At 61.3% G+C, this 19,495-nt stretch carries 17 protein-coding genes; 4 read left to right on the plus strand and 13 right to left on the minus strand.

What is annotated here, in order from left to right; translation table 11 throughout:
• Positions 1–26: 26 nt before the first annotated feature.
• Both SPHFLASMR4Y_RS13190 and SPHFLASMR4Y_RS13195 read left to right on the plus strand, forming a co-directional pair.
• Positions 27–662: a TetR family transcriptional regulator gene (locus SPHFLASMR4Y_RS13190; protein WP_089133955.1), complete on the plus strand. Its 636-nt coding sequence runs from the start codon at positions 27–29 to the stop codon at positions 660–662.
• 30 nt (positions 663–692) lie between these two features.
• Positions 693–1,673 carry an MBL fold metallo-hydrolase gene (locus SPHFLASMR4Y_RS13195; protein ID WP_089133956.1) on the plus strand — a complete coding sequence of 327 codons (981 nt, stop codon included), beginning with the start codon at positions 693–695 and terminating at the stop codon, positions 1,671–1,673.
• 3 nt (positions 1,674–1,676) lie between these two features.
• Here the strand turns inward: SPHFLASMR4Y_RS13195 and yghU are convergent, their stop codons facing one another.
• The 5 genes from yghU to SPHFLASMR4Y_RS13220 form a co-directional block, all read right to left on the minus strand.
• Entirely contained in the window at positions 1,677–2,567 is an 891-nt protein-coding gene (gene yghU / locus SPHFLASMR4Y_RS13200) for a glutathione-dependent disulfide-bond oxidoreductase (RefSeq protein WP_089133957.1), read from the minus strand.
• A 116-nt stretch (positions 2,568–2,683) separates the two neighbouring features.
• Entirely contained in the window at positions 2,684–2,998 is a 315-nt protein-coding gene (locus SPHFLASMR4Y_RS13205; RefSeq protein ID WP_089133958.1) for a DUF1330 domain-containing protein, read from the minus strand.
• A gap of 11 nt (positions 2,999–3,009) precedes the next feature.
• Positions 3,010–4,206, minus strand: a complete 1,197-nt coding sequence (locus tag SPHFLASMR4Y_RS13210) for an acyl-CoA dehydrogenase family protein (protein ID WP_089133959.1) — start codon at positions 4,204–4,206, stop codon at positions 3,010–3,012.
• A gap of 84 nt (positions 4,207–4,290) precedes the next feature.
• Positions 4,291–5,403, minus strand: a complete 1,113-nt coding sequence (locus tag SPHFLASMR4Y_RS13215) for an acyl-CoA dehydrogenase family protein (RefSeq protein WP_089133960.1) — start codon at positions 5,401–5,403, stop codon at positions 4,291–4,293.
• A gap of 41 nt (positions 5,404–5,444) precedes the next feature.
• Positions 5,445–6,656: a CaiB/BaiF CoA transferase family protein gene (locus tag SPHFLASMR4Y_RS13220; RefSeq protein ID WP_089133961.1), complete on the minus strand. Its 1,212-nt coding sequence runs from the start codon at positions 6,654–6,656 to the stop codon at positions 5,445–5,447.
• 91 nt (positions 6,657–6,747) lie between these two features.
• Here SPHFLASMR4Y_RS13220 and SPHFLASMR4Y_RS13225 point away from each other — a divergent pair, with 91 nt between their 5' ends.
• Positions 6,748–8,271 carry a hypothetical protein gene (locus SPHFLASMR4Y_RS13225; RefSeq protein WP_089133962.1) on the plus strand — a complete coding sequence of 508 codons (1,524 nt, stop codon included), beginning with the start codon at positions 6,748–6,750 and terminating at the stop codon, positions 8,269–8,271.
• Here SPHFLASMR4Y_RS13225 and SPHFLASMR4Y_RS13230 read toward each other — a convergent pair.
• On the minus strand, positions 8,261–9,298 hold the full coding sequence (locus tag SPHFLASMR4Y_RS13230) for a PLP-dependent cysteine synthase family protein (RefSeq protein WP_089133963.1): 1,038 nt from the start codon (positions 9,296–9,298) through the stop codon (positions 8,261–8,263). The two genes, SPHFLASMR4Y_RS13225 and SPHFLASMR4Y_RS13230, sit on opposite strands and share 11 nt — an antisense overlap.
• 103 nt (positions 9,299–9,401) lie before the next feature.
• Between SPHFLASMR4Y_RS13230 and SPHFLASMR4Y_RS13235 the strand changes: the two genes are divergently transcribed.
• A complete protein-coding gene (locus tag SPHFLASMR4Y_RS13235) occupies positions 9,402–9,872 on the plus strand; it encodes an Lrp/AsnC family transcriptional regulator (RefSeq protein ID WP_089133964.1) in 471 nt (156 codons plus the stop codon).
• Between the two features lie 108 nt (positions 9,873–9,980).
• Here SPHFLASMR4Y_RS13235 and SPHFLASMR4Y_RS16915 read toward each other — a convergent pair whose 3' ends face one another.
• The 7 genes from SPHFLASMR4Y_RS16915 to SPHFLASMR4Y_RS16920 form a co-directional block, all read right to left on the minus strand.
• On the minus strand, positions 9,981–10,319 hold the full coding sequence (locus SPHFLASMR4Y_RS16915) for a hypothetical protein (protein ID WP_145955537.1): 339 nt from the start codon (positions 10,317–10,319) through the stop codon (positions 9,981–9,983).
• Positions 10,320–10,389: 70 nt separating this feature from the next.
• Positions 10,390–11,400 carry a fumarylacetoacetate hydrolase family protein gene (locus SPHFLASMR4Y_RS13240; protein WP_089133965.1) on the minus strand — a complete coding sequence of 337 codons (1,011 nt, stop codon included), beginning with the start codon at positions 11,398–11,400 and terminating at the stop codon, positions 10,390–10,392.
• 128 nt (positions 11,401–11,528) lie between these two features.
• Complete coding sequence (locus SPHFLASMR4Y_RS13245) at positions 11,529–12,077, minus strand: VOC family protein (RefSeq protein ID WP_089133966.1); 549 nt, start codon at positions 12,075–12,077, stop codon at positions 11,529–11,531.
• Entirely contained in the window at positions 12,077–13,177 is a 1,101-nt protein-coding gene (gene hppD / locus SPHFLASMR4Y_RS13250; protein ID WP_089133967.1) for a 4-hydroxyphenylpyruvate dioxygenase, read from the minus strand. Before hppD ends, SPHFLASMR4Y_RS13245 begins: the two co-directional genes overlap by 1 nt.
• Before the next feature lie 106 nt (positions 13,178–13,283).
• Positions 13,284–16,901, minus strand: a complete 3,618-nt coding sequence (locus SPHFLASMR4Y_RS13255) for an error-prone DNA polymerase (protein WP_089133968.1) — start codon at positions 16,899–16,901, stop codon at positions 13,284–13,286.
• A 100-nt stretch (positions 16,902–17,001) separates the two neighbouring features.
• Positions 17,002–18,564 carry a Y-family DNA polymerase gene (locus SPHFLASMR4Y_RS13260; RefSeq protein ID WP_089134892.1) on the minus strand — a complete coding sequence of 521 codons (1,563 nt, stop codon included), beginning with the start codon at positions 18,562–18,564 and terminating at the stop codon, positions 17,002–17,004.
• Positions 18,446–19,375: an ImuA family protein gene (locus SPHFLASMR4Y_RS16920; RefSeq protein WP_145955538.1), complete on the minus strand. Its 930-nt coding sequence runs from the start codon at positions 19,373–19,375 to the stop codon at positions 18,446–18,448. The genes SPHFLASMR4Y_RS13260 and SPHFLASMR4Y_RS16920 overlap by 119 nt, the downstream gene beginning before the upstream one ends.
• Positions 19,376–19,495 lie beyond the last annotated feature (120 nt).

Below are 19,495 nucleotides of genomic sequence, written 5' to 3' on the forward strand. Positions count from 1 at the left end.
TGTGACGTAGTGCGTGTAGGGGAAGAATGATGACCGTCGATAAAATGGGGGCCAAGGAGAGTGAAGCCGGGGCGCGGGACAAGCTGATCGAGACCGCCAGCCAGATCATGCGCAAGGGCGACACGATCGATATTTCCTTCAGCGAGCTGTCCGTATTGTCGGGTCTCAACAGCGCGCTCGTGAAATATTATTTCGGCAACAAGGACGGGCTGCTCGAGGCGATTCTCGAGCGGGACATGGACAATATTCTCGAACAGGTCGGCCTGCTGATCAAGAAGGACATGCCGCCCGAAGACAAGCTGCGCCACCATATCGGTGCGGTGATCGATACCTATCACGAATTTCCTTATCTCAACCGGCTGACCATGCGGCTGATCCGTGACCTGCCACCCGAAGGCGCGCGCAAGATTGCCGACAAATATCTGAAACCGCTGTCGGAAGCCTATAATATCTTTGTCGGTGCCGGCATCGAATCCGGCGTATTCCGAGAGATGAATCCGGATCTGTTCTACTCCGCAGTGACCGGCGCAGCGGACCGTTTCTTTACCGGCAAGCTGGTCTGGAAATATTGCTATGGCCGGGACGATTTTGACGAGCGGATGCGTGATTCCTATCGCGAGCAGACCGTCGACCTGATCATGGCAGGGATTTTGAAACAATAATCAATATATCGGTAAGAGGGGTATGATCGGATGACCAAGGCTGTGGGACTATTCGGACTGGCACTGTCACTCGCGATTGCTTCGCCGGCGCTTGCCCACGGCAGCAGCGCGGCGGAACCGGCCGCGCACGGCCCGGTGATGAACGCGGATCAGGTCTATTCGGCTTTCGGCTGGGACTTTGACAAGGCCGAGATCAGGACCGAAAAGGTGGCCGATGGTCTCTATGTCCTGTTCGGACTGGGCGGCAATATCGCGGTATCGGTCGGCCAGGACGGCACGCTGATCGTCGATGACCAGTTTCCGCAGCTGATGCCGAAAATCAAGACGGCCCTCAAGGATATCGGCAGCGAGGAGGTCGACTTTGTCGTCAACACCCATTGGCATTTTGACCATGCCGACGGGAATATGACGCTTGGCAGGGAAGGCAGCTGGATTGTCAGCCAGTCAAACAGCCGGGCGATGATGCTGGAAGACCGGGTCATCAATTTTGGCCCCTTTGCCAGCGAGCAGAAGGCCTATCCCGACCATGCGCTGTCCGACATCACCTTTGACCGGACCATGCAGTTTCACATCAATGGTCAGACAATCGAGCTGCTGCATGTCGGTCCGGCGCACACGGATGGTGATACGGCGGTGATCTTTCGCGGCGTCAACGCGGTGCATCTCGGTGATGTGTTCAACAATGCCGGCTATCCGTTCATCGACGCGGACAATGGCGGCGACCTGGCCGGAATGATCGCTTTCTGTCAGGCCGTCCACGACATGATCGACGACGATACCATCGTGATCCCCGGGCACGGGCCGGTCGCCGACCGCGCGAAGCTGGCCCGCTATATCGAGGTTCTGACGATCATCCAGGGCCGGGTCCAGGCGCTGATCGACGATGGCAAAAGCCTCGAGGAAATCATGGCGGCGAAACCAACAGCGGAATTTGATGCCGAGTTCCAGGCCAATGCAATGATGCTGCCAAGCTTTCTGAGTCGGGCCTATGCGAGCCTGACGCGGAAGTAGCTTCTACTCCGCCGCTTCGCCTTCGGGTTCCAGCTTGTCCTGCGTCCGCAGTTCGAAATCGCTGGCATCATGGCGTTCGCGGAGCTGGCCTTCGAGTTCGCCCCAGGCGCGATTGACCATCTTGCCGCGCTGCACCGCCGGCCGCTCGCCAATCATGTCGGTCCAGCGGTTCATATTCTTGTAGGATGCGGTGTCGAGAAATTCGGCGGCTTCATAGACGATATTCTTGACCAGCGCGCCATACCAGGGCCAGATCGCGATATCGGCGATGCTATATTCGTCGCCGGCCATATATTCATTGTCGGCGAGATGCCGGTCGAGCACGTCGAGCTGGCGTTTCACCTCCATCGCAAAGCGGTCGATACAATATTCGATCTTGACCGGCGCATAGGCATAGAAATGGCCAAAGCCGCCGCCGAGATAGGGGGCGCTGCCCATTTGCCAGAACAGCCAGTTCAGCGCTTCGGTGCGCTTGCCATGATCTTCGGGAAGGAGTGCACCGAATTTCTCGGCGAGATAAAGCAGCATCGAACCGGATTCGAACAGGCGAGTCGGCGTCTCGGTACTGTGATCCATCAGCGCCGGGATCTTGCTGTTCGGATTGATGTCGACAAAGCCGCTGCCGAATTGGTCGCCTTCGCCGATATTGATGTAATAGGCGTCATATTCCGCGCCCTTGTGACCGAGAGCCAGAAGCTCCTCGAGCATGATCGTCACCTTGACGCCATTGGGCGTGGCCATCGAATAGAGCTGCAGCGGATGCTTGCCGACCGGCAGTTCGACTTCCTTGGTCGGACCGGCGATCGGACGGTTGATATTGGCAAAGCGGCCGCCATTGGCCTTGTCCCATTTCCAGACTTTCGGGGGCGTGTAATCGGGCAGATTGTCGGTCATGGGATCATTCCTTTTTGGATGGGCCGTTGTTGCTATGGGCAAGCGATAGCATCGGTACGCGCACTGATCACGCAAGTTTTTCTGCGTCCGCTCCAAGCGAACTTTTGGTCAAAGGCCTAGTCGCGTGGCGGAATGCTGTGCACCATGGTGATAAACTGCAGCGTCGTTCCGGCACGGCGATGTTCGGACAGGGCCTGGTAATCGGGATCATTATACCAGGCGGTGGCCGCTGCCTCGTTGGGGAAGCGGAACATCACCACCCGGCCTTCCGGCGGGGCCGCGCCTTCAAAGGTGACGCTGCCGTCATCATAGGTGATGAACTCCCCGCCATGCCGTTTCAGGATCGGGAAGAATCCCTTTTCATATTCCCGGTACTTCGCTGCATCCTGCACGGTGAAATTGGCGACGACATGGACGGGTTGTTCGGTCATATTTCTGCTTCCTAGTTCATTTCCGCGAAGGTCTTGTCCTTGTCGACCCGCACATCCTGCGGCAGGCCAAGGACCCGTTCGGCGATGATATTTTTCAGAATTTCATCGGTGCCGCCGGCAATTCTGAGGCCCGGCGCCCACATGAAGCTTTCCTGGAATATCGCATCGGAAGGCGCTTCGTCCTTGTCGACGATCAGGCCGAAATGGTCCTGCATCTCGATCGCACTGTTGCAGATGTCCTGCAGATGATTGGCATTGATGATCTTGCCGATGGCATTTTCCGGACCCGGCGTTTCGCCGCGCGACAGGGCGGTCTGGGTGCGGAATTTGGTCAGCTTGTAACCCTGCGCCGCAACATACCAGTCGGCCAGCTTGGCACGGAAAGCCTGGTCGGACAGGGTGCCGGCGGACCGCGCATAATCCATGATTTCCTTCCAGTCGGGGCCCGGAGAGCCGCCAACCGCCAGCCGTTCGTTCATCAGGGTGACCAGCGCCACTTTCCAGCCCATGCCGGGCTCGCCGAGCCGATCGCTGTCGGGAATGCGGACGTCGGTGAAATAGACTTCGTTGAATTCCTTGCCGCCAGAAGCCTGATGGATCGGCCGGACATCGACGCCCTTCTGCTTCATGTCGACGATGAACATGGTCAGGCCCTTGTGCTTGGGCACATTGGGGTCGGTACGGACCAGAAGGATGCCATAATCGGAATAATGGGCGCCAGATGTCCACACTTTCTGGCCATTTATGACCCATTCGTCCCCATCTTTGACCGCTTTTGTCTTGAGACCGGCAACATCGGAACCGGCGGCCGGTTCGGAGAAGAGCTGGCACCAGATCTCCTCACCCATCAGCGCTTTCTGGACATAGCGTTTCTTGTGCTCGTCCGATCCGAAGGCAATCACCGTCGGTACGCACATGCCAAGGCCGATGGCGAAGGGACCGGTCGGCGCGTCAAACTTGGCTTCTTCCTGGCCCCAGATGACCTGCTGCATCACGGTGCCGCCGCGGCCGCCCATTTCCTTGGGCCAGGTGATCTGCGCAAAGCCGCCTTCCGCCTTGGTCTTCTGCCAGGCCTTGGCGCGCTCGAGAAAATCCTCGCGGCCACCCGAGCGGAGTGCGCCCGGCGTCTTGGGCTTGAGATGCTGCGAGAGAAAGGCATTTGCCTCGGCGCGAAATTCTGCTTCATCAGGCGTATCATTGAAATCCATCTTGTGACCTTCCTTCAAACTTTTCGAAACCGTCCGTTCGTGCTGAGCTCGTCGAAGTACGAGTGTGCACCCAGGGTTCCAGTTTTAGTCATTCTTCGCTTCGAGCGCGCTGACCAGCTTCTCTTTCCAGACCGCCGGGCTGCCCGCCTGCACCGCCAGCAACTTGGCGCGGCGGTAGAAGAGGTGGCAGTCCACTTCCCAGGTGAAGCCCATGCCGCCGTGCGTCTGGATATTTTCTTTCGAGGCGAACCAGTAGGCCTCCGATGCCGCGACCCGCGCTGCGGCGGCCGCTTCGGGCAGTTCCGCCGCATCGCTCGACAGCGCCCAGGCACCATAATAAGCATTGGAACGGGCGACCTCGTTCTTGACATACATGTCGGCCAGCTTGTGCTTGATCGCCTGGTTGCCGCCGATGGCGCGACCGAAGGCGACGCGTTCCTTGGCATATTCATTGGCCATTTCGAGACAGCGCGAGGCGCCGCCCAGTTGTTCGAAAGCGAGCAAGACCGCCGCCCGGTCGTTGATCTGGTCGAGCAACGCCATACCGTTGCCCGCTTCGCCGAGAAGCTCTGCCGCTGCGCCGTCGAAGCTGATCGTGGCGTGGCTGCGGGTGGGTTCGAGCGTCTTCACCGGCTCGCGCGTTACGCCGCTCTGGCTGAGGTCAGCGATGACCAGACTCTCGCCGCTGCCGTCTTTCACCAGCACCACCGCATGGGTGGCGATATCGCCGTCGGTCACCGGGATTTTCTTGCCGGATATCACGCCGTCCTTCAGCCGCGTGGCCAGCGCGCCGGCCTTGATCTCGCCCGGCCCTTCGCTGACCGCGATACAGCCGATCAGGCTGCCGTCGGCCACGTTCGGCAGCATCCGTGCCTTCTGTTCGTCGCTGCCCGCGATTTTCAGCGCCTCGGCAAAGAAATAGGCCGAAGATCCGAACGGAACCGGGGCCAGAACACGGCCCAGTTCCTCGGCGATGACACATAGTTCGAGCATGCCGAGACCAAGCCCGCCATATTCCTCGGGAATCGCCGCACCGAGCCAGCCCATTTCGACAATCTGTTTCCAGACGTCTTCATTGTGGCTCTTGCTGTCATCGTCCAGCACGGCGCGGACATGCGCGCTGGTGCATTGCGCTTCCAGAAACTTGCGCGCTTCGTCTCGAAGAAATTTTTGATCGTCGGAAAAATCAAAATTCATGGTTCAGGCCTCATCCCGTTGTTTATATTCTTATCATTATCCTAGTCGTCATTGGCAGGCATGTTCAGCGCCCCGCGTATCTCCTCATTGTCCGCGCCCAGCGTTGGCGGATCGGCATAGATATTGGCCGGGCTGGCGGAATAATGCACCGGATGCTTGATCGTTCTGTATTTGCCGATCTTCTCGCCTTCGCGTTCCTGCCAGAAACCGACCTGCTGCAAATGCGGATCGGTCAGCACATCCTCCATCTTGTTATAGCGCATCGCCGGAATATTATGTTCGTCGAGCAGCGGCAGCCATTCTTCCGTGGTCTTGGTCGCGGCAATTTCCTCGATCAGGGCATAGAGCGCGGTGATATTCTTGGTCCGCTGCGAATAGTCCGAGAAACGGGGCTCATCGAAGACACCCGGTTTGCCGCCCAGTTCGAAAAATTTGCGCCACTGGGCATCATTATAGGGCACCAGGCCGATATAGCCATCCTTGGTCGGATAAGGCTTGCGGTTGGCGTTGATCGAGCGCGTATAGGCCAGCTTGCCATTGCCCGGGATGAAAGTCTCGCCCCACAGATTCTCGACCATGTTGAACCAGGTGAAGGCTTCGAACATCGGCACCTGGACAAACTGCCCTTCGCCGGTCTTTTCCTTGTGATACATCGCCGCGAGCGTGGCGTTGACAGCGAACAGGCCGATCGTCTTGTCGGCGACCAGCGATGGCATGTAGAGCGGCCGCCCGCTGTCGCCGCGCATCTCGAACAGGCTGGCGAAGCCGGAGGCGCACTGGATCAGATCGTCATAGGCCTGGCGCTTTTCATATTCGCCGCCCTGACCGAACCCGGCGCAATGGACATAGACGATGCCCGGATTGACCGCCTTGACGCTTTCATAGTCGAGGCCGAGCCGTTCCATTCCGGCCAGCCGGACATTGTGGAAAAACACGTCGGCATGTTTCAGCAGTTCGAGAATGACCGCCTTGTCATCGTCATTCTTGCCGTTGAGCGTGATCGATTTCTTGTTGCGGTTGAGCGAGGTGAAGATCGGGCCGAGGTCGCCGGTCGGATTGTCGCCGGCATGGCGCATCATGTCGCCGCCAAATTTGCCTTCGCCATTTTCGATCTTGATGACATCGGCGCCCATGTCGGCAAAATTGAGAGTGGCAAAAGGGCCAAGGACGACGGTAGACATGTCGACGATTTTCAGACCCTTCAGGGGGCCTGTCGGTTCCGTGTCCCATTTAAGTTCCGGCCAGCCGCTCATTCAATATTCTCCATTTTAGCTAGTGCATGATTCCCTGATGCTGTTATCATGTTTAATCGATTGATGAACTGTTTATTTTGAGGGAATTAGGATGGAATTGGCAGATCCCAAGGCACCGGTGCTGATCGGTGTTGGTGAGGCTAGCGGCGCGAATTTGAAGCAATCGCAAGGGCTTGAATGGCCCTCGACGGTCGATCTGGCATCGGCCGCTATTGCCGAGGCGCTGGCCGACAGCGGTGCCGGTGAAAAACTGGCCGCGTCGATCGATTGCCTGCTCTCGATTCGCCTGTTCCACGACAGCGGTCTGCCGCATGATTGCGGCTCGCCGGAAAATCTGCCCGAAGCGGTCGCCACGGCCTCCGGTCTCGATCCCGAACATCTGCTCTATGGCGATATCGGGGGGCAGAGCCCGCAGAAGCATCTCAACAAGCTGGCGGCCCAGGTCCATGCCGGCGAATATAAGGCGGTGGTCCTGTCGAGTGCAGAGAATATGGGCACCGTCAAACGGGCCCGGCGCAGCGGTCACAAGCTGGACTGGAGCCAGCCGGCAACCCGCGACATGACCGATCTGGTGACGGCGGAGGACAAGATGCTGACCGCCTATGAATGGCGGCAGGGCATCATCAGCATGCCGATGGCTTATGGCATTGTCGAGAATGCCCGGCGCGCGCGGCTGGGCATGGACCGGGACAGCTATGCAAAAGACATGGCCGAATTGTGGTCAGCATTCGCCGGTGTGTCGCTGACCCGCGAGCATGCGCAATTTGCCCGCGACTGGACGGCGGAGGAACTGCTCGCCGAGGATCACGGCAATTACCGGCTCAACGATCCCTACCGCCGCTGGATGGTGGCGCAGGATGCGGTCGAACTGGGCGCGGCGGTGATCCTGACCACGGCGGGCCATGCCGCGGACCTGGGCATCGCCGAGGACAAGATGATCTATCTGCACAGCGGCGCCGACGCGAGCGTGCCGCTGATGAGCCTGCAGGACGATCTGTCGGTCTCGCCGGCGATGCAGGTGGCTTTCCCCAAGGCGCTGGAACTGGCGGAAGTGGAAGCCGCGGATCTCGGCCCGATCGATATCTACAGCTGTTTCCCGGTCGCGGTTTCGCTGGCGATGGACGCGCTGGGATCGCCGGACCGCTCGCTGGCGTCCTATACGCTGACCGGCGGGCTGAGCTTCTTTGGCGGTCCCGGCAACAGCTACAGCGCTCACGGCATGGTCGCCTTGGTGCAGGCCTTGCGCAAGGATGGCAGCAAGCCCGGCATGATTTCCGCCAATGGCGGGGTGATCAACAAGGAATCGGTCGGCATCTACGCCGCGCAACCGGTGGCTGGCGGCTGGTCCCCCGACAGGATTGCCGAACCTGTGCGCATATCGAAGCCCGATCATGTCAAGCCCGACCATTTCTTCAGCGGCAAGGCGGTGATCAAAAGCTATGCCATGCCCTATGGCAAGGCCAGCCGCGGCGCGGCGAGCCTGTGGCTGGAGGACGAGCAGGGCCTGCCCGCGATCGGCATCCTGCCCGATGCGCCGGAGGACACCGACCTGATCGGGCTGGCGGTCGATGTGGTTACTGCGGACGAACGCAATATCGCCAAGCTCAGCGGATAGTCTGCATCTCCAGCAGCTCGATTTTCGGCGTCAGATAGCCGTCCCGGCAGGGTTCTTCCTTCGCCAGGTCGGTCGAGAGATATTTGCTGTTGCTGTCCGGGAACACCGTGGCCACGGCGCGATATTTGCCGTCGGCGTCCGGTTCCTGCTGCAAGGCGCAGCGGATCGCGGCGATCAGATTGCCGCCGCTGGAAATGCCGACGCCCAGCCCGAACTGCTTGCACAGTTTCTGCGCCATCAGGATGGAATCGCCGTCATTCACCGCGATGACCGGATCGATTTGGTCGAGCCTGACGATCTCCGGGATAAATTCGTCGGATACGCCCTGGATGCGGTGGTGGCCGACCTTGTGGCCGGTCGAAAGGGTCGGGGATTCAAACGGTTCGACGGGATGAACCGCGATGCCGGCGTCGCGCTGTTTCAGATAGCGGCCGACGCCCATCACCGTGCCGCCGGTGCCGACACCGGCGACAAAACCGCCGATCTGGCCACCGTCACCCGCGACCTGGCTCCAGATTTCAGGCGCGGTGCCCTGGCAATGGGCGTTGCAATTGTCATCGTTGGAGAATTGCCGCGGCAGGAATGCACCTTCATTCTTGCCCAAGGCTTCGGCCATGGCGATCGAGCCGAGGAATCCGCCTTCCTCCTTCGACACCAGCCGGATATCGGCGCCGTGGCTGGCGATGATGGCGCGCCGTTCGACGCTCATCCAGTCGGGCATGAAGATCGTCACCGGATGGCCGAGCGCGGTGCCGAGCGCGGCCATCGCGATCCCGGCATTGCCGCTGCTCGCCTCGGCGATCCGCTGGCCGGGCTTCAGCGCGCCCGAGCGGGTGGCGTTGCGGATTATGTTCAGCGCCATCCGGTCCTTGATACTGCCGGAGAAATTATACATTTCCGCCTTGGCATAGACGGTGATGTCCCGCCCCTCGCAGCGGGTGTTGATCCGCAGCATCGGCGTGTTGCCGATCAGTCCCGAAAGCCAGTGAAATTTGTCGTCTGATGTGCGGCCGACGCGGTCGAGCATATGGGGTCCCCCTTGAACAGGGGCCCGTTATGGATGGGCGAATGGCAAATATCTTTGCCAATAATCCTTTGATGGAGCAAAATATTGTGATAAAAATCTAGTAATGCCATCAAAGATAAAAAATATTGATGATAATGACCGGAATATCCTGAAAGCCTTGCAGCGCGACGCCAGCCTGTCGCTGGAGAATCTCTCGGCGCAGCTCAGCCTGTCGACCAATGCCTGCTGGCGGCGGATCAAGCGGATGGAAGCGGACGGGATCATCGCGCGGCGGGTGGCGATTGTCGATCCGGAAGCGGTCGGCCTGTCGATGACCGTGTTCGTCGCGGTGCGGACCAGCGACCATAGCGACAAATGGCTGACAAAATTCGCCGCAGCAGCCTCTTCAATCGAGGAAGTGGTCGAATTCTACCGGATGGCCGGCGAGGTCGACTATATGCTCAAGCTGCTGGTCCGCGATGTTGCCGACTATGACCGGGTGTACAAGAAGCTGATCAAGGCGGTGCCGCTATCCGATGTGTCGGCGAGCTTTGCGATGGAGCGGATTAAATATGAGACGGCGGTGCCGGTTTGAATGATCTACGCGCTAGGTGAGGGCGAAAAGCTTAGTATCATATCAAGCAAAGAAGAGAACATCGCGGATACGATTGCAGTGGGTCGGGTTGCCTCTTCTTGCGTATCGTCAGATTTCACAATCTGTCGATGACTGACGCTTGTAATCTTTAAGGAAGCCCTGTGGACCAAAGGCAATTCGGATCAATGGTCCTCTAGAGGTATGGATCACTCGATAGAAATGATCTTCTGATCTACGGAAATCGAATTGACCATCAGCTGTCTGTGCCAAGACGGGCATCACTATGATCATGCCAACTTTCCTTTGCTGATAAGAGAACGGAATGCTTTCAGCTAGGTGCTCAATTGACACTCCATTGGCAGTCACGTTGAGAAACGGTGCGTTAGGTGCGGTGTAGCAACCAAGAATGGGAGCTGGGTCAACTGGTTCAGGTTCATCAAACTCCATGCAACCGGCCAAAAAGAGTGTGGCAATTAGCGGGCGAGAAATGGTGGGAATCACAATCTAACGACCCCCATCAAACCGCCACAACCTCCTGCCGGATCGCGCCGAAGATCGAGTGGCCGTCCGCATCCAGCATCTGGATTTTCACCGTATCGCCAGCCGACATAAACGGCGTCTTTGCCTCGCCATCATTGATCGTCTCGATCATTCTTATTTCGGCGATGCAGCTGTAGCCGAGGCCGCCTTCGCTGACCGGTTTGCCGGGGTCGCCGTCGGGGCCCTGATTGGAGACGGTGCCGGAACCGATGATTGTGCCGGCGCACAAAGGGCGCGTCTTGGCGGCGTGGGCGACCAGGTCGGCAAGGCTGAAGGTCGCGTCCTTGCCGGCATTGGCGCGGCCGAAGGGTTCGCGGTTATAGTCGACCTGCAGCGGCAGATGGATGACCGAGCCGTTCCACGCATCGCCCAGCTCGTCGGGGGTGACGCAGACCGGGGAGAAGGCCGAGGGCGGCTTGGACTGGAAGAAGCCGAAGCCCTTGGCCAGCTCGCCGGGGATGAGGCCGCGCAGGGAGACATCGTTGCACAGCATGATGAGCTTGATATGGCCGGCGGCGTCTGCGGCGCTGGTGCCGGCGGGCACGTCGTCAGTGATCACTGCGATCTCGCCTTCCATGTCGCAGCCCCATTTCGGATCGCCGAGCGGGATATCGTCGCGCGGGCCGAGAAAGGCGTCGCTGCCGCCCTGGTACATTAATGGGTCGCTGTAGAAACTCTCCGGCACTTCCGCGCCGCGCGCCTTTCGCACCAGTTCGACATGGTTGATGTAGGCGCTGCCGTCGGCCCATTGATAGGCGCGGGGCAGCGGGGATTCGGCGAGCCGTTCGTGAAAGCGTTCGCAGGGGACGGTTTCATGTTCGACGTCGCGGTAGAGCGCTTCCAGCTTTGGCGCGCAATTTTCCCAGTCGTCGAGCGCCGCCTGCAGGGTCCGCGCGATATGGCTCGCTTCGCTGCAGCGGGTGAGGTCTTTCGAGACCACGACCAGACGGCCGTCACGGGTGTCGTTCTTCAGGGTGGCGAGTTTCATATGCGTTCCTTCATCCTGCTCCGTGCCCCCGCGAAGGCGGGGCCCATCTCTTGTCAGTGCCTCTTGTCGAGGCTTCAGGAGATGGACTCCTGCCTACGCAGGAGCACGACATTGTTCAATGCGAAAACCTAATGCTCGTCGCGGGCCTTTTCGTGCAGCCACGCTGCATGTTGCGGCGCCTTCTTGGTGCGGCTCCATTCCTCGAGCATCGCGGGGGCAACGCGGCGCAATTCGGTCATTTCCTCGTCCGTGCCGATATCGCAGGCGAGCTCGAGCCGGTGGCCGTTGGGGTCGAAGAAATAGATCGACTTGAAAATCCCGTGATGGGTCGGGCCAAGCACTTCCAGTCCTTCGGCCTCGGCATTGGCCTTGGCCGCCATCAGGTCGTCGAGCGAATTCACCTTGAAGGCGATATGCTGGACCCAGGCGGGGGTGTTCTGGTCGCGGTCCATCTGCTTCTGCTCGGGCAGTTCGAAAAAGGCGAGGACATTGCCGCCGCCGGCATCGAGAAAGATATGCATATAGGGATCATGCTCGCCGGTCGAAGGCACTTCATTCTCGGCAAAGGCGAGCTGGAACTCCATGCCCATCACGCGCTGGTAGAAATCGACCGTCTCTTTCGCATCCTTGCAGCGATAGGCGACATGGTGGATGCCGTTGATCTTCGGGGCGGTCATCAGGCAGGCTCCTCTACGTTGAGCACCCCGCGCGATACCTGGTCGCGTTCGATGCTTTCGAACAGGGCCTTGAAATTCCCCTCGCCAAAGCCGTCATCGCCCTTGCGCTGGATGAATTCAAAGAAAACCGGTCCGACCTGCGCTTCGGCAAAAATCTGCAGCAGCAGGCGGGGTTCTCCGCCTTCGGTGGTGCCGTCGAGCAAGATGCCGCGGGTCTGCAGCGCATCGACATCCTCGCCATGGCCGGGGAGGCGCCCGTCGAGCATCTCGTAATAGGTGTTCGGCGGCGCGGTCATGAACGGCACGCCGAGTTCTTTCAGCCGGTCCCAGCAGGCGACCAGATCGTCACAGATCAATGCGATATGCTGGATGCCCTCGCCGTTGAACTCGCGCAGAAATTCCTCGATCTGGCCCTTGCCACCTTCGCCTTCTTCATTCAGCGGAATGCGGATCTTGCCATCCGGCGCGGTCAGCGCCTTGGAGGTCAGGCCGGTATATTCGCCCTTGATGTCGAAGAAACGGATTTCGCGGAAGTTGAACAGACTCTCGTAATAGTCCGCCCAATATTTCATCCGGCCGCCGTAGACATTGTGGGTCAGGTGATCGATGATCTGGAACCCCGCACCCACAGGATGGCGATCAACACCGGGCAGATATTCGAAGTCGATATCGTAGATCGACAGATTCTCGCCGCGTTCGCCGCCCTCGTAGCGGTCGACCAGATAGAGAATCGCGCCGCCGATGCCGCGGATCGCCGGGATGCGCAATTCCATCGGGCCGGTTTCGACATTGACCGGCTCGGCGCCCTTGTCGAGCAGATAGGCATAAGCCTTGCGCGCGTCCTTCACCCGGAACGCCATGCCGCAGGCCGATGGTCCGTGCTCGCGGGCAAAATACCAGGCCGCCGACTTGGGCTCATAGTTGATGATCAGATTGATGCCGCCCTGCCGCCACAGATGGACATCCTTGCTGCGATGCTGGGCGATGCGGGTGAAGCCCATGACTTCGAACACCGGTTCGAGCACGCCCTTTTCCGGCGCGCAGAATTCGACAAATTCAAAGCCGTCGAGACCGACGGGATTTTCAAACAGATCAGCCACAATATTTCCTCGAGACAATGATGCGCAGGGGCGCGTTATAGTTACAAATGATACTATAGGGATTTCGACCAGGATATGCAAGATTTTCTGCGCCTGCCGGACGGCATCAATGAAAATCCCGCGACTTGGGTAATATCCGGACATTGCGTGGATGGCCGTGGCGGGGATAGGCGGGCTGCGGTCCTGTCGCCTGCTCTTGCTGCCGGGCTGCCCAGCGGTCCTCGTTGCGATAGACCGGGCGCCTGACCTCGTCGGCGCGGGCCATCGGCATATCCGGTTGGTCGCGGGCGGTAATCTCGTCGAGCATGAAGCTATAATCCTCGACCCGGCTGGTCATCAAATGGGTCACGCCCTCGACGCTGCGCTGCACCTCTCCGGTGGCGAGCATCAGCCGCGCCGCCATCACCGGACGGCGCATTTTTTCAAAGCGGCTGGCCCAGAGCAGCAGATTGGCGACCCCGCTTTCATCCTCCAGCGTGATGAACACCGCATTGCCCTTGCCGGGCCGCTGACGGATCAAAACAACGCCGGCGACCTTCGCCTGCGAGCCGTTCTTGGCTCGCGCCAGTTCCGCGCAGCTGAGCACGCCGATTTCCCGCAAGCGCTCGCGCAGAAATTCCATCGGATGGCCTTTCAGCGACAGGCGGACGCTCTGATAGTCGGCCACCACATGTTCACCCTTGGTCATGGCGGGGAGATGTGCGTCTTGTTCCCGACCCAGTTCCTTGGCCTCTGCCGCCTCGAACAGCGGCAGCGTATTGACCGGCGTGCGGCGCACTTCCCACAGCGCCTGCCGCCGGTCCAGCCCCAGCGACCGGCAGGCATCGGCATCGGCGAGCAGGCGCAGCGCCCGCGCCGGCAGGTCGGCCTTGTGGGCCAGCTCCTCGATCGTGCGAAACGGCCGCGCGGCGACAATCTGTTCGGCCCAGGTTTCGCGAAACCCGTCGATCTGGCGCAGACCGATGCGGAGGGAAGGGGAGGAAGTGGAACGCCGTTCGTCCTGAGCCTGTCGAAGGCCCCCTCCGGACACGCTGGCCAGGGGCTTCGACGAGCTCAGCCCGAACGGATCTTTTGAAATCCCCTGCTCCTCAACCTCTACCCGATTGTCCCAGTCACTGAAATTCACATCCGGCTCCCGCACCTCCACCCCGTGTTCGCGCGCGTCGCGGACGAGCTGGCCCGGCGCATAGAAACCCATCGGCTGCGAATTGAGCAAAGCCGCGGCGAACACCGCCGGGTGGTGGCATTTGATCCAGCTCGAGACATAGACCAGCCGGGCAAAGCTGATCGCGTGGCTTTCCGGAAAGCCATAGCTGCCAAAGCCCTGGATCTGCTTGTAGCAGCGTTCGGCGAAATCCCGGTCATAGCCCTTGGCGGTCATGCCGGTGATCATCTTCGCCTCGAAATGGTGGATCGTGCCGACATTGCGAAAGGTCGCCATCGCCCGGCGCAGCTTGTTGGCGTCGCCGGGGGAGAAATCGGCGGCGACGATCGCCAGCTTCATCGCCTGTTCCTGGAACAGGGGCACGCCAAAGGTCCGGCCGAGTACGGACTGCAGCTCGTCCGGATCATGCGGCGGGGCGGGCGAGGGCAGGGTCACCTTTTCCACGCCCGAACGCCGCCGCAGATAGGGATGGACCATTTCGCCCTCGATCGGCCCCGGCCGGACAATCGCCACCTGGATCACCAGATCATAAAATTCGCGCGGTTTCAGTCGCGGCAGCATGTTGATCTGGGCCCGGCTCTCGACCTGGAACACGCCGATACTGTCGCCCTTGCACAGCATGTCATAGGTCGCGGGGTCTTCGTGGGGGACGTTTTGCAAGGTGAAGGCTTGTGCTCCGTACTTGATGCGGAGCCCGGGGCGGCGATCGCTGACCTCCATGCAGGGCTCCGCATCAAGTGCGGAGCACGGTCCCTCCCTACGCCCCTCTAATGCATTAAGCATATCAAACGCCTTGCGGATGCAGGTCAGCATGCCGAGCGCCAATATGTCGACCTTCATCAGGCCGAGCGTGTCGATATCATTCTTGTCCCACTCGATGAACGTGCGCTCGTCCATCGCCGCATTGTGGATCGGCACGGTCTCGTCGAGCCGGTCCTGGGTCAGCACGAAGCCGCCGACATGCTGCGACAGGTGGCGGGGAAATTGCAGGATCTGCTGCACCAGATCGCCGAGCCGCCGGATCTCCGGATTGTCCGGGTCGAGCCCGGTTTCGGCAAAGCGCTTGTCGGGCTGTTTGCCGCCGTGGCTGCCCCAGACGGTGCTGGACAGGCGGCTGGTGATATCCTCCGAGAGGCCGAGCGCCTTGCCAACCTCGCGGATCGCGCTGCGCGAGCGGTAATGGATCACGGTTGCGGCAATCCCGGCGCGGTGGCGGCCATAGCGCGCATAGATATATTGAATCACTTCCTCGCGCCGTTCATGTTCGAAATCGACGTCGATATCCGGCGGCTCGCGGCGCTCTTCCGAGATGAAGCGCGAGAAGAGCAGGTCATGTTCCATCGGATCGGCCGAGGTGATGCCGAGCAGATAGCAGACCGCGCTGTTCGCCGCCGACCCGCGCCCCTGGCAGAGTATGCCCTGATCCTGGGCAAATTTGACGATGTCGTGGACGGTCAGGAAATAGGGCGCATATTTCATCTTTTCGATCAGCCGCAATTCCTCCTCGACCTTGGCGCGCAACCGTTCGGGCAGGGTCTCGCCATGCCGATCATGGGCGGCGGTCCAGGTCAGATGCGCAAGCCAGCCCTGCGGCGTCCAGCCTTCCGGCACTGGTTCGTCGGGATAATGATAGCTGAGTTCGTCGAGCGTGAAATCGACCAAGCCGAGCAGTCTTTGCGTCTCGGCAATCGCTTCGGGATGATCGCGGAACAGGCGCGCCATTTCTGCTGGGGGCTTGAGAAACCGTTCGGCATTGGCGGCGAGCAGGCGGCCCGCCTTGGGGATCGTCGTCTTTTCGCCGATGCAGGTGAGAATGTCGTGCAGCGGGCGCTGTTCCGGCGTTGCATAGAGCGGGTCATTGGTGGCGATAAGCGGAATGCCGGTCGCCTGGGAGAGGCCGTGCAATCTGGCGAGATAGCGCTTGTCCGGCCCCGAGCGCGGCATGGCCGCACCGAGCCAGATATGAGGGGTGCGGGAGCGGAGCTGCCCAAATATATCCTCCCCGTGCGCAGCATGGGGAGGGGGACCATCCGAAGGATGGTGGAGGGGCCGCTTCGCAGAAACTCTCCCGCCGGCGGCCCCTCCCCCATCAGCCGTCGCTGCGCTCTGGCTGACGGTCCCCCTCCCCGAAGCTGGCGCTTCAGGGAGGATGATCAGCGCCCAGTCCTCGTCGCACCATTTCAGCAAATCCGCCGCATAGAGAAAACAATCCCCTTTTTCCGCCCGCAAATTGCCGGTTGAGAGCAGCCGCGTCAGCCGCCCCCAGCCGCGCCGGTTGCGGGGATAGACAATCACTTCCGGCGTCTCGTCGGCAAAGACCAGCCGCGACCCGACGATCAGTTTGAAATCCGGCAGCACCAGCCCTTCCTCCGCCGCATCCTCATGCGCCCGGCGCAGCGCGGCGTGCGCGCGCACGACACCGGCGACGCTGTTGCGGTCGGCAATCCCGATGCCGGTCATCCCCAGCGCCATCGCCTGCAGCACCATGTCGGCGGGGGACGAGGCGCCGCGCAGGAAGCTGTAATGGGTGGAGGCGGCGAGTTCGGCAAAGGTCGTCATTGCGAGGGGCCATATCCGTTCGCCTCGAGCGAAGTCGAGAGGCCGCTGGTGTCTCGACTTCGCTCGACACGAACGGATTCAGGGCAACACTTATTCTCCATCACGCAAACAGCCCATGCATATACCAGTCCGGGTTCGCTTTCTCCTCGCCATAAAGCCCGTGCCGGAACAGCCAGTAGCGCCGGCCGCGGGCGTCCTCGACGCGGTAATAGTCGCGGGTCAGGCCGCCCTTGCCCGGCTGTTGCCCGTCCTTGCGCTGCCACCATTCCGAGGCGATCCGCTCCGGCCCTTCATAGCGCATCACCTGATGGCTCTTGCGCCGCCAGGTGAAGCGATAGGGCGGGCCGTCGGGGACCTCGGCGATCACCTGGACGCGCTGCGGCGGGTCGAACATGTGCAAGGGGCGCATCGGCGGATTGTCGGGAGACTGCCGCTTCCACGGCACCGGCGGCGGGGCGTTGAGCGCGGGTAGGGCGAGCAGGCCCTGTTCCGGGATATGGCTGTCGGCGGGGGCAAATTTCTGCACCCGGTCGCGACCGAGCCTCGTGCTGAGCTGGCTGACTAGAGCAACTTCATCGCCGCGCCGGTCCTCGCCACCCTCGAGCCGCAACTGCTGGGGTGCCAGCGCCTCCGAAGCGGTGATGCTCAGCCGGATCAGGTCATAGCCGAAGCCCGGATTGAGTTCGTCGTTGAGCGCGGCGATCCGTTCACGCAGCAGCCGCTGGAACAGGGCCGCATCGCGGGTTGGCGCGCCGGTCTCCAGCCCGAGCCGCGCGACATCGCCATCGCAGCGGAACAGCATCATCCGGATCATCCGCGCGCCCTGGCCGCGCTCGTTGAGCCGTTCGGCGGCCTCGGCAAACAGTTCCGACAGACAGGCAAGCGCGGCATCAATATGGGTCAGCGGCTCGGCAAAACGGCGCTCGGTAACGATATTGCCGATCCGGCGCAGCGGATCGATCGGCCGGTCCTCCAGCCCCAATATCCGGTCGAGCCGGAGCGTCAGGTCCATCCCGAAGCGCGCTGCCAGATTGGCGCGCGGCCGCTCGGCCAGATCGCCGATCCTGTACAGCCCCGCCCGTTCCAGCGACTGGTGGGTCTTTGCGTCCATCGCCAGCGCCGCCACCGGCAGCTGCGCCTCCGCGCCTTCCTTCAGGCCATGCCGGGCCAGCGCCATCGCCGCGTCCGGCGTGCCAGCGAGCGCCCAGTGGCTGCTATAGCCTGCCGCGTCGAGCCGGTCCTCGGCATCCTGCGCCAGCCTTTCCTCATCACCGTGAAGATGCGCCGCGCCGGTGATATCGAGGATCAGCGCATGCGGCGGCTCGACCGCGACCATCGGCGTGTAGCGCTCGCAGGCCTCGGCCAGCCGCGACAGCAGGTCGGCGTCGGCCAGCGGCTGATGGTCGAAGGCGAGCAGATCGGGCACCCGCGCCCGCGCGTCGGCGAGCTTCATGCCCGTGCCCAGGCCCAGGGACACGGCCTGCCGGTCGGCTGCCATGATCACCATCGCGCCGCGGATTTTCTCGGTGAGCACGAAGGGATGGTCAGGCGGCCCGTGTGCCCTGATGATCCGTTCGGACGGCAGCCAGGGCAGGGACAGCGCCAGTATCCGGCGCGCCTTTCTCCTCTGGCTGCCCGCTTGGCTGCTCGCGGAAGACTTGATCGTCACGGTTCCACTCCAGTCGGGCGCTCAGCCCGTAAAGACCGCTGCGGTGGCGCAGCAGATTGATGTCGAAAGCAGGATGGCCCGGAGCATTGGCTTCGAGCGCGAGCGACGGCGCCGCGGCCACTGACCAGCGGCTGAAGGCAGCGGTCGGCAGAGGATTGTCGGGATCGCTGCCGGAGCGCAGGATCAGGCTGAGGGTACCGGACTTCTGCGCCGACAGCGACAGGCGGCGGGTGGCGGTCAGGTCGAGGCCCCTGGGTTTCTTGCCCGCCAGTTCGATGATCACCGTCGCCATGGCCGAGGATTGCACCCCGTCGGCCGCCGCGCGCAGCGCCGCGATAGCATCCGGTGCATCGACATGGAGGATATTGTCCGGATCGATGCCCAGCTCCGCCAGTCCCGGCGGGTAGAGCCGGCCCTGCCGTCTCGCTTCGCTGCTTTCGCTGATCCACAGGACGGGGCGCTTCTCCTGATCCAGATTCCGGCACCGCTGCGCCATCAGCAGCGCCATCGCCGCGGCACTGGTCCGGTCATCCCTGTTCTCTGCGTGCAGTTCGTGCAGCGCCGCACGCGGCAGGCCATCGGCTCCGGCATTGCCGCGCAAGGCGGCGTCGATCCGTTCGACCCCGAAACCGAAATGCAACGGCGCTCCGTCATCTTCCGCGGTTCTGACCCCGGACGCTGCCAGGATTTTGGCCAGCCGCGCCCGCAAGGCAGAAGCCTTCGCTGGTAGCGCCGCTGGCGCAGTAGAGGGTCTGTCGGGTAAAGCCCTGCAGCCCCCGCCCGAATCCGAATCGATATTGTTCATGGTTTGTTCTAATTTAGAGAAGCGCGTCGCAGGGTCAAGCCATTCCACAAGTCTGGCCAAAAGTCTGGCCACGGATCCGGCACTGCCGGAGGACAGCCAAACGCTGCCCGGAGCGGGCCA

It is taken from the genome of Sphingorhabdus sp. SMR4y (assembly GCF_002218195.1).
In the GTDB taxonomy this organism is placed as follows: domain Bacteria; phylum Pseudomonadota; class Alphaproteobacteria; order Sphingomonadales; family Sphingomonadaceae; genus Parasphingorhabdus.

Bases quoted from the DNA above. Each gene is read 5' to 3' on its own strand.
- SPHFLASMR4Y_RS13190 (WP_089133955.1), top strand. From the start codon at position 27: ATGATGACCGTCGATAAAATGGGGGCCAAGGAGAGTGAAGCCGGGGCG.
- SPHFLASMR4Y_RS13210 (WP_089133959.1), bottom strand. From the start codon at position 4,206: ATGGATTTCAATGATACGCCTGATGAAGCAGAATTTCGCGCCGAGGCA.
- SPHFLASMR4Y_RS13220 (WP_089133961.1), bottom strand. From the start codon at position 6,656: ATGAGCGGCTGGCCGGAACTTAAATGGGACACGGAACCGACAGGCCCC.
- SPHFLASMR4Y_RS13215 (WP_089133960.1), bottom strand. From the start codon at position 5,403: ATGAATTTTGATTTTTCCGACGATCAAAAATTTCTTCGAGACGAAGCG.
- SPHFLASMR4Y_RS13225 (WP_089133962.1), top strand. From the start codon at position 6,748: ATGGAATTGGCAGATCCCAAGGCACCGGTGCTGATCGGTGTTGGTGAG.
- SPHFLASMR4Y_RS16920 (WP_145955538.1), bottom strand. From the start codon at position 19,375: ATGAACAATATCGATTCGGATTCGGGCGGGGGCTGCAGGGCTTTACCC.
- SPHFLASMR4Y_RS13230 (WP_089133963.1), bottom strand. From the start codon at position 9,298: ATGCTCGACCGCGTCGGCCGCACATCAGACGACAAATTTCACTGGCTT.
- SPHFLASMR4Y_RS13205 (WP_089133958.1), bottom strand. From the start codon at position 2,998: ATGACCGAACAACCCGTCCATGTCGTCGCCAATTTCACCGTGCAGGAT.
- SPHFLASMR4Y_RS13240 (WP_089133965.1), bottom strand. From the start codon at position 11,400: ATGAAACTCGCCACCCTGAAGAACGACACCCGTGACGGCCGTCTGGTC.
- SPHFLASMR4Y_RS13195 (WP_089133956.1), top strand. From the start codon at position 693: ATGACCAAGGCTGTGGGACTATTCGGACTGGCACTGTCACTCGCGATT.
- yghU (WP_089133957.1), bottom strand. From the start codon at position 2,567: ATGACCGACAATCTGCCCGATTACACGCCCCCGAAAGTCTGGAAATGG.
- SPHFLASMR4Y_RS13235 (WP_089133964.1), top strand. From the start codon at position 9,402: ATGCCATCAAAGATAAAAAATATTGATGATAATGACCGGAATATCCTG.
- SPHFLASMR4Y_RS13245 (WP_089133966.1), bottom strand. From the start codon at position 12,077: ATGACCGCCCCGAAGATCAACGGCATCCACCATGTCGCCTATCGCTGC.
- SPHFLASMR4Y_RS16915 (WP_145955537.1), bottom strand. From the start codon at position 10,319: ATGGAGTTTGATGAACCTGAACCAGTTGACCCAGCTCCCATTCTTGGT.
- SPHFLASMR4Y_RS13255 (WP_089133968.1), bottom strand. From the start codon at position 16,901: ATGACGACCTTTGCCGAACTCGCCGCCTCCACCCATTACAGCTTCCTG.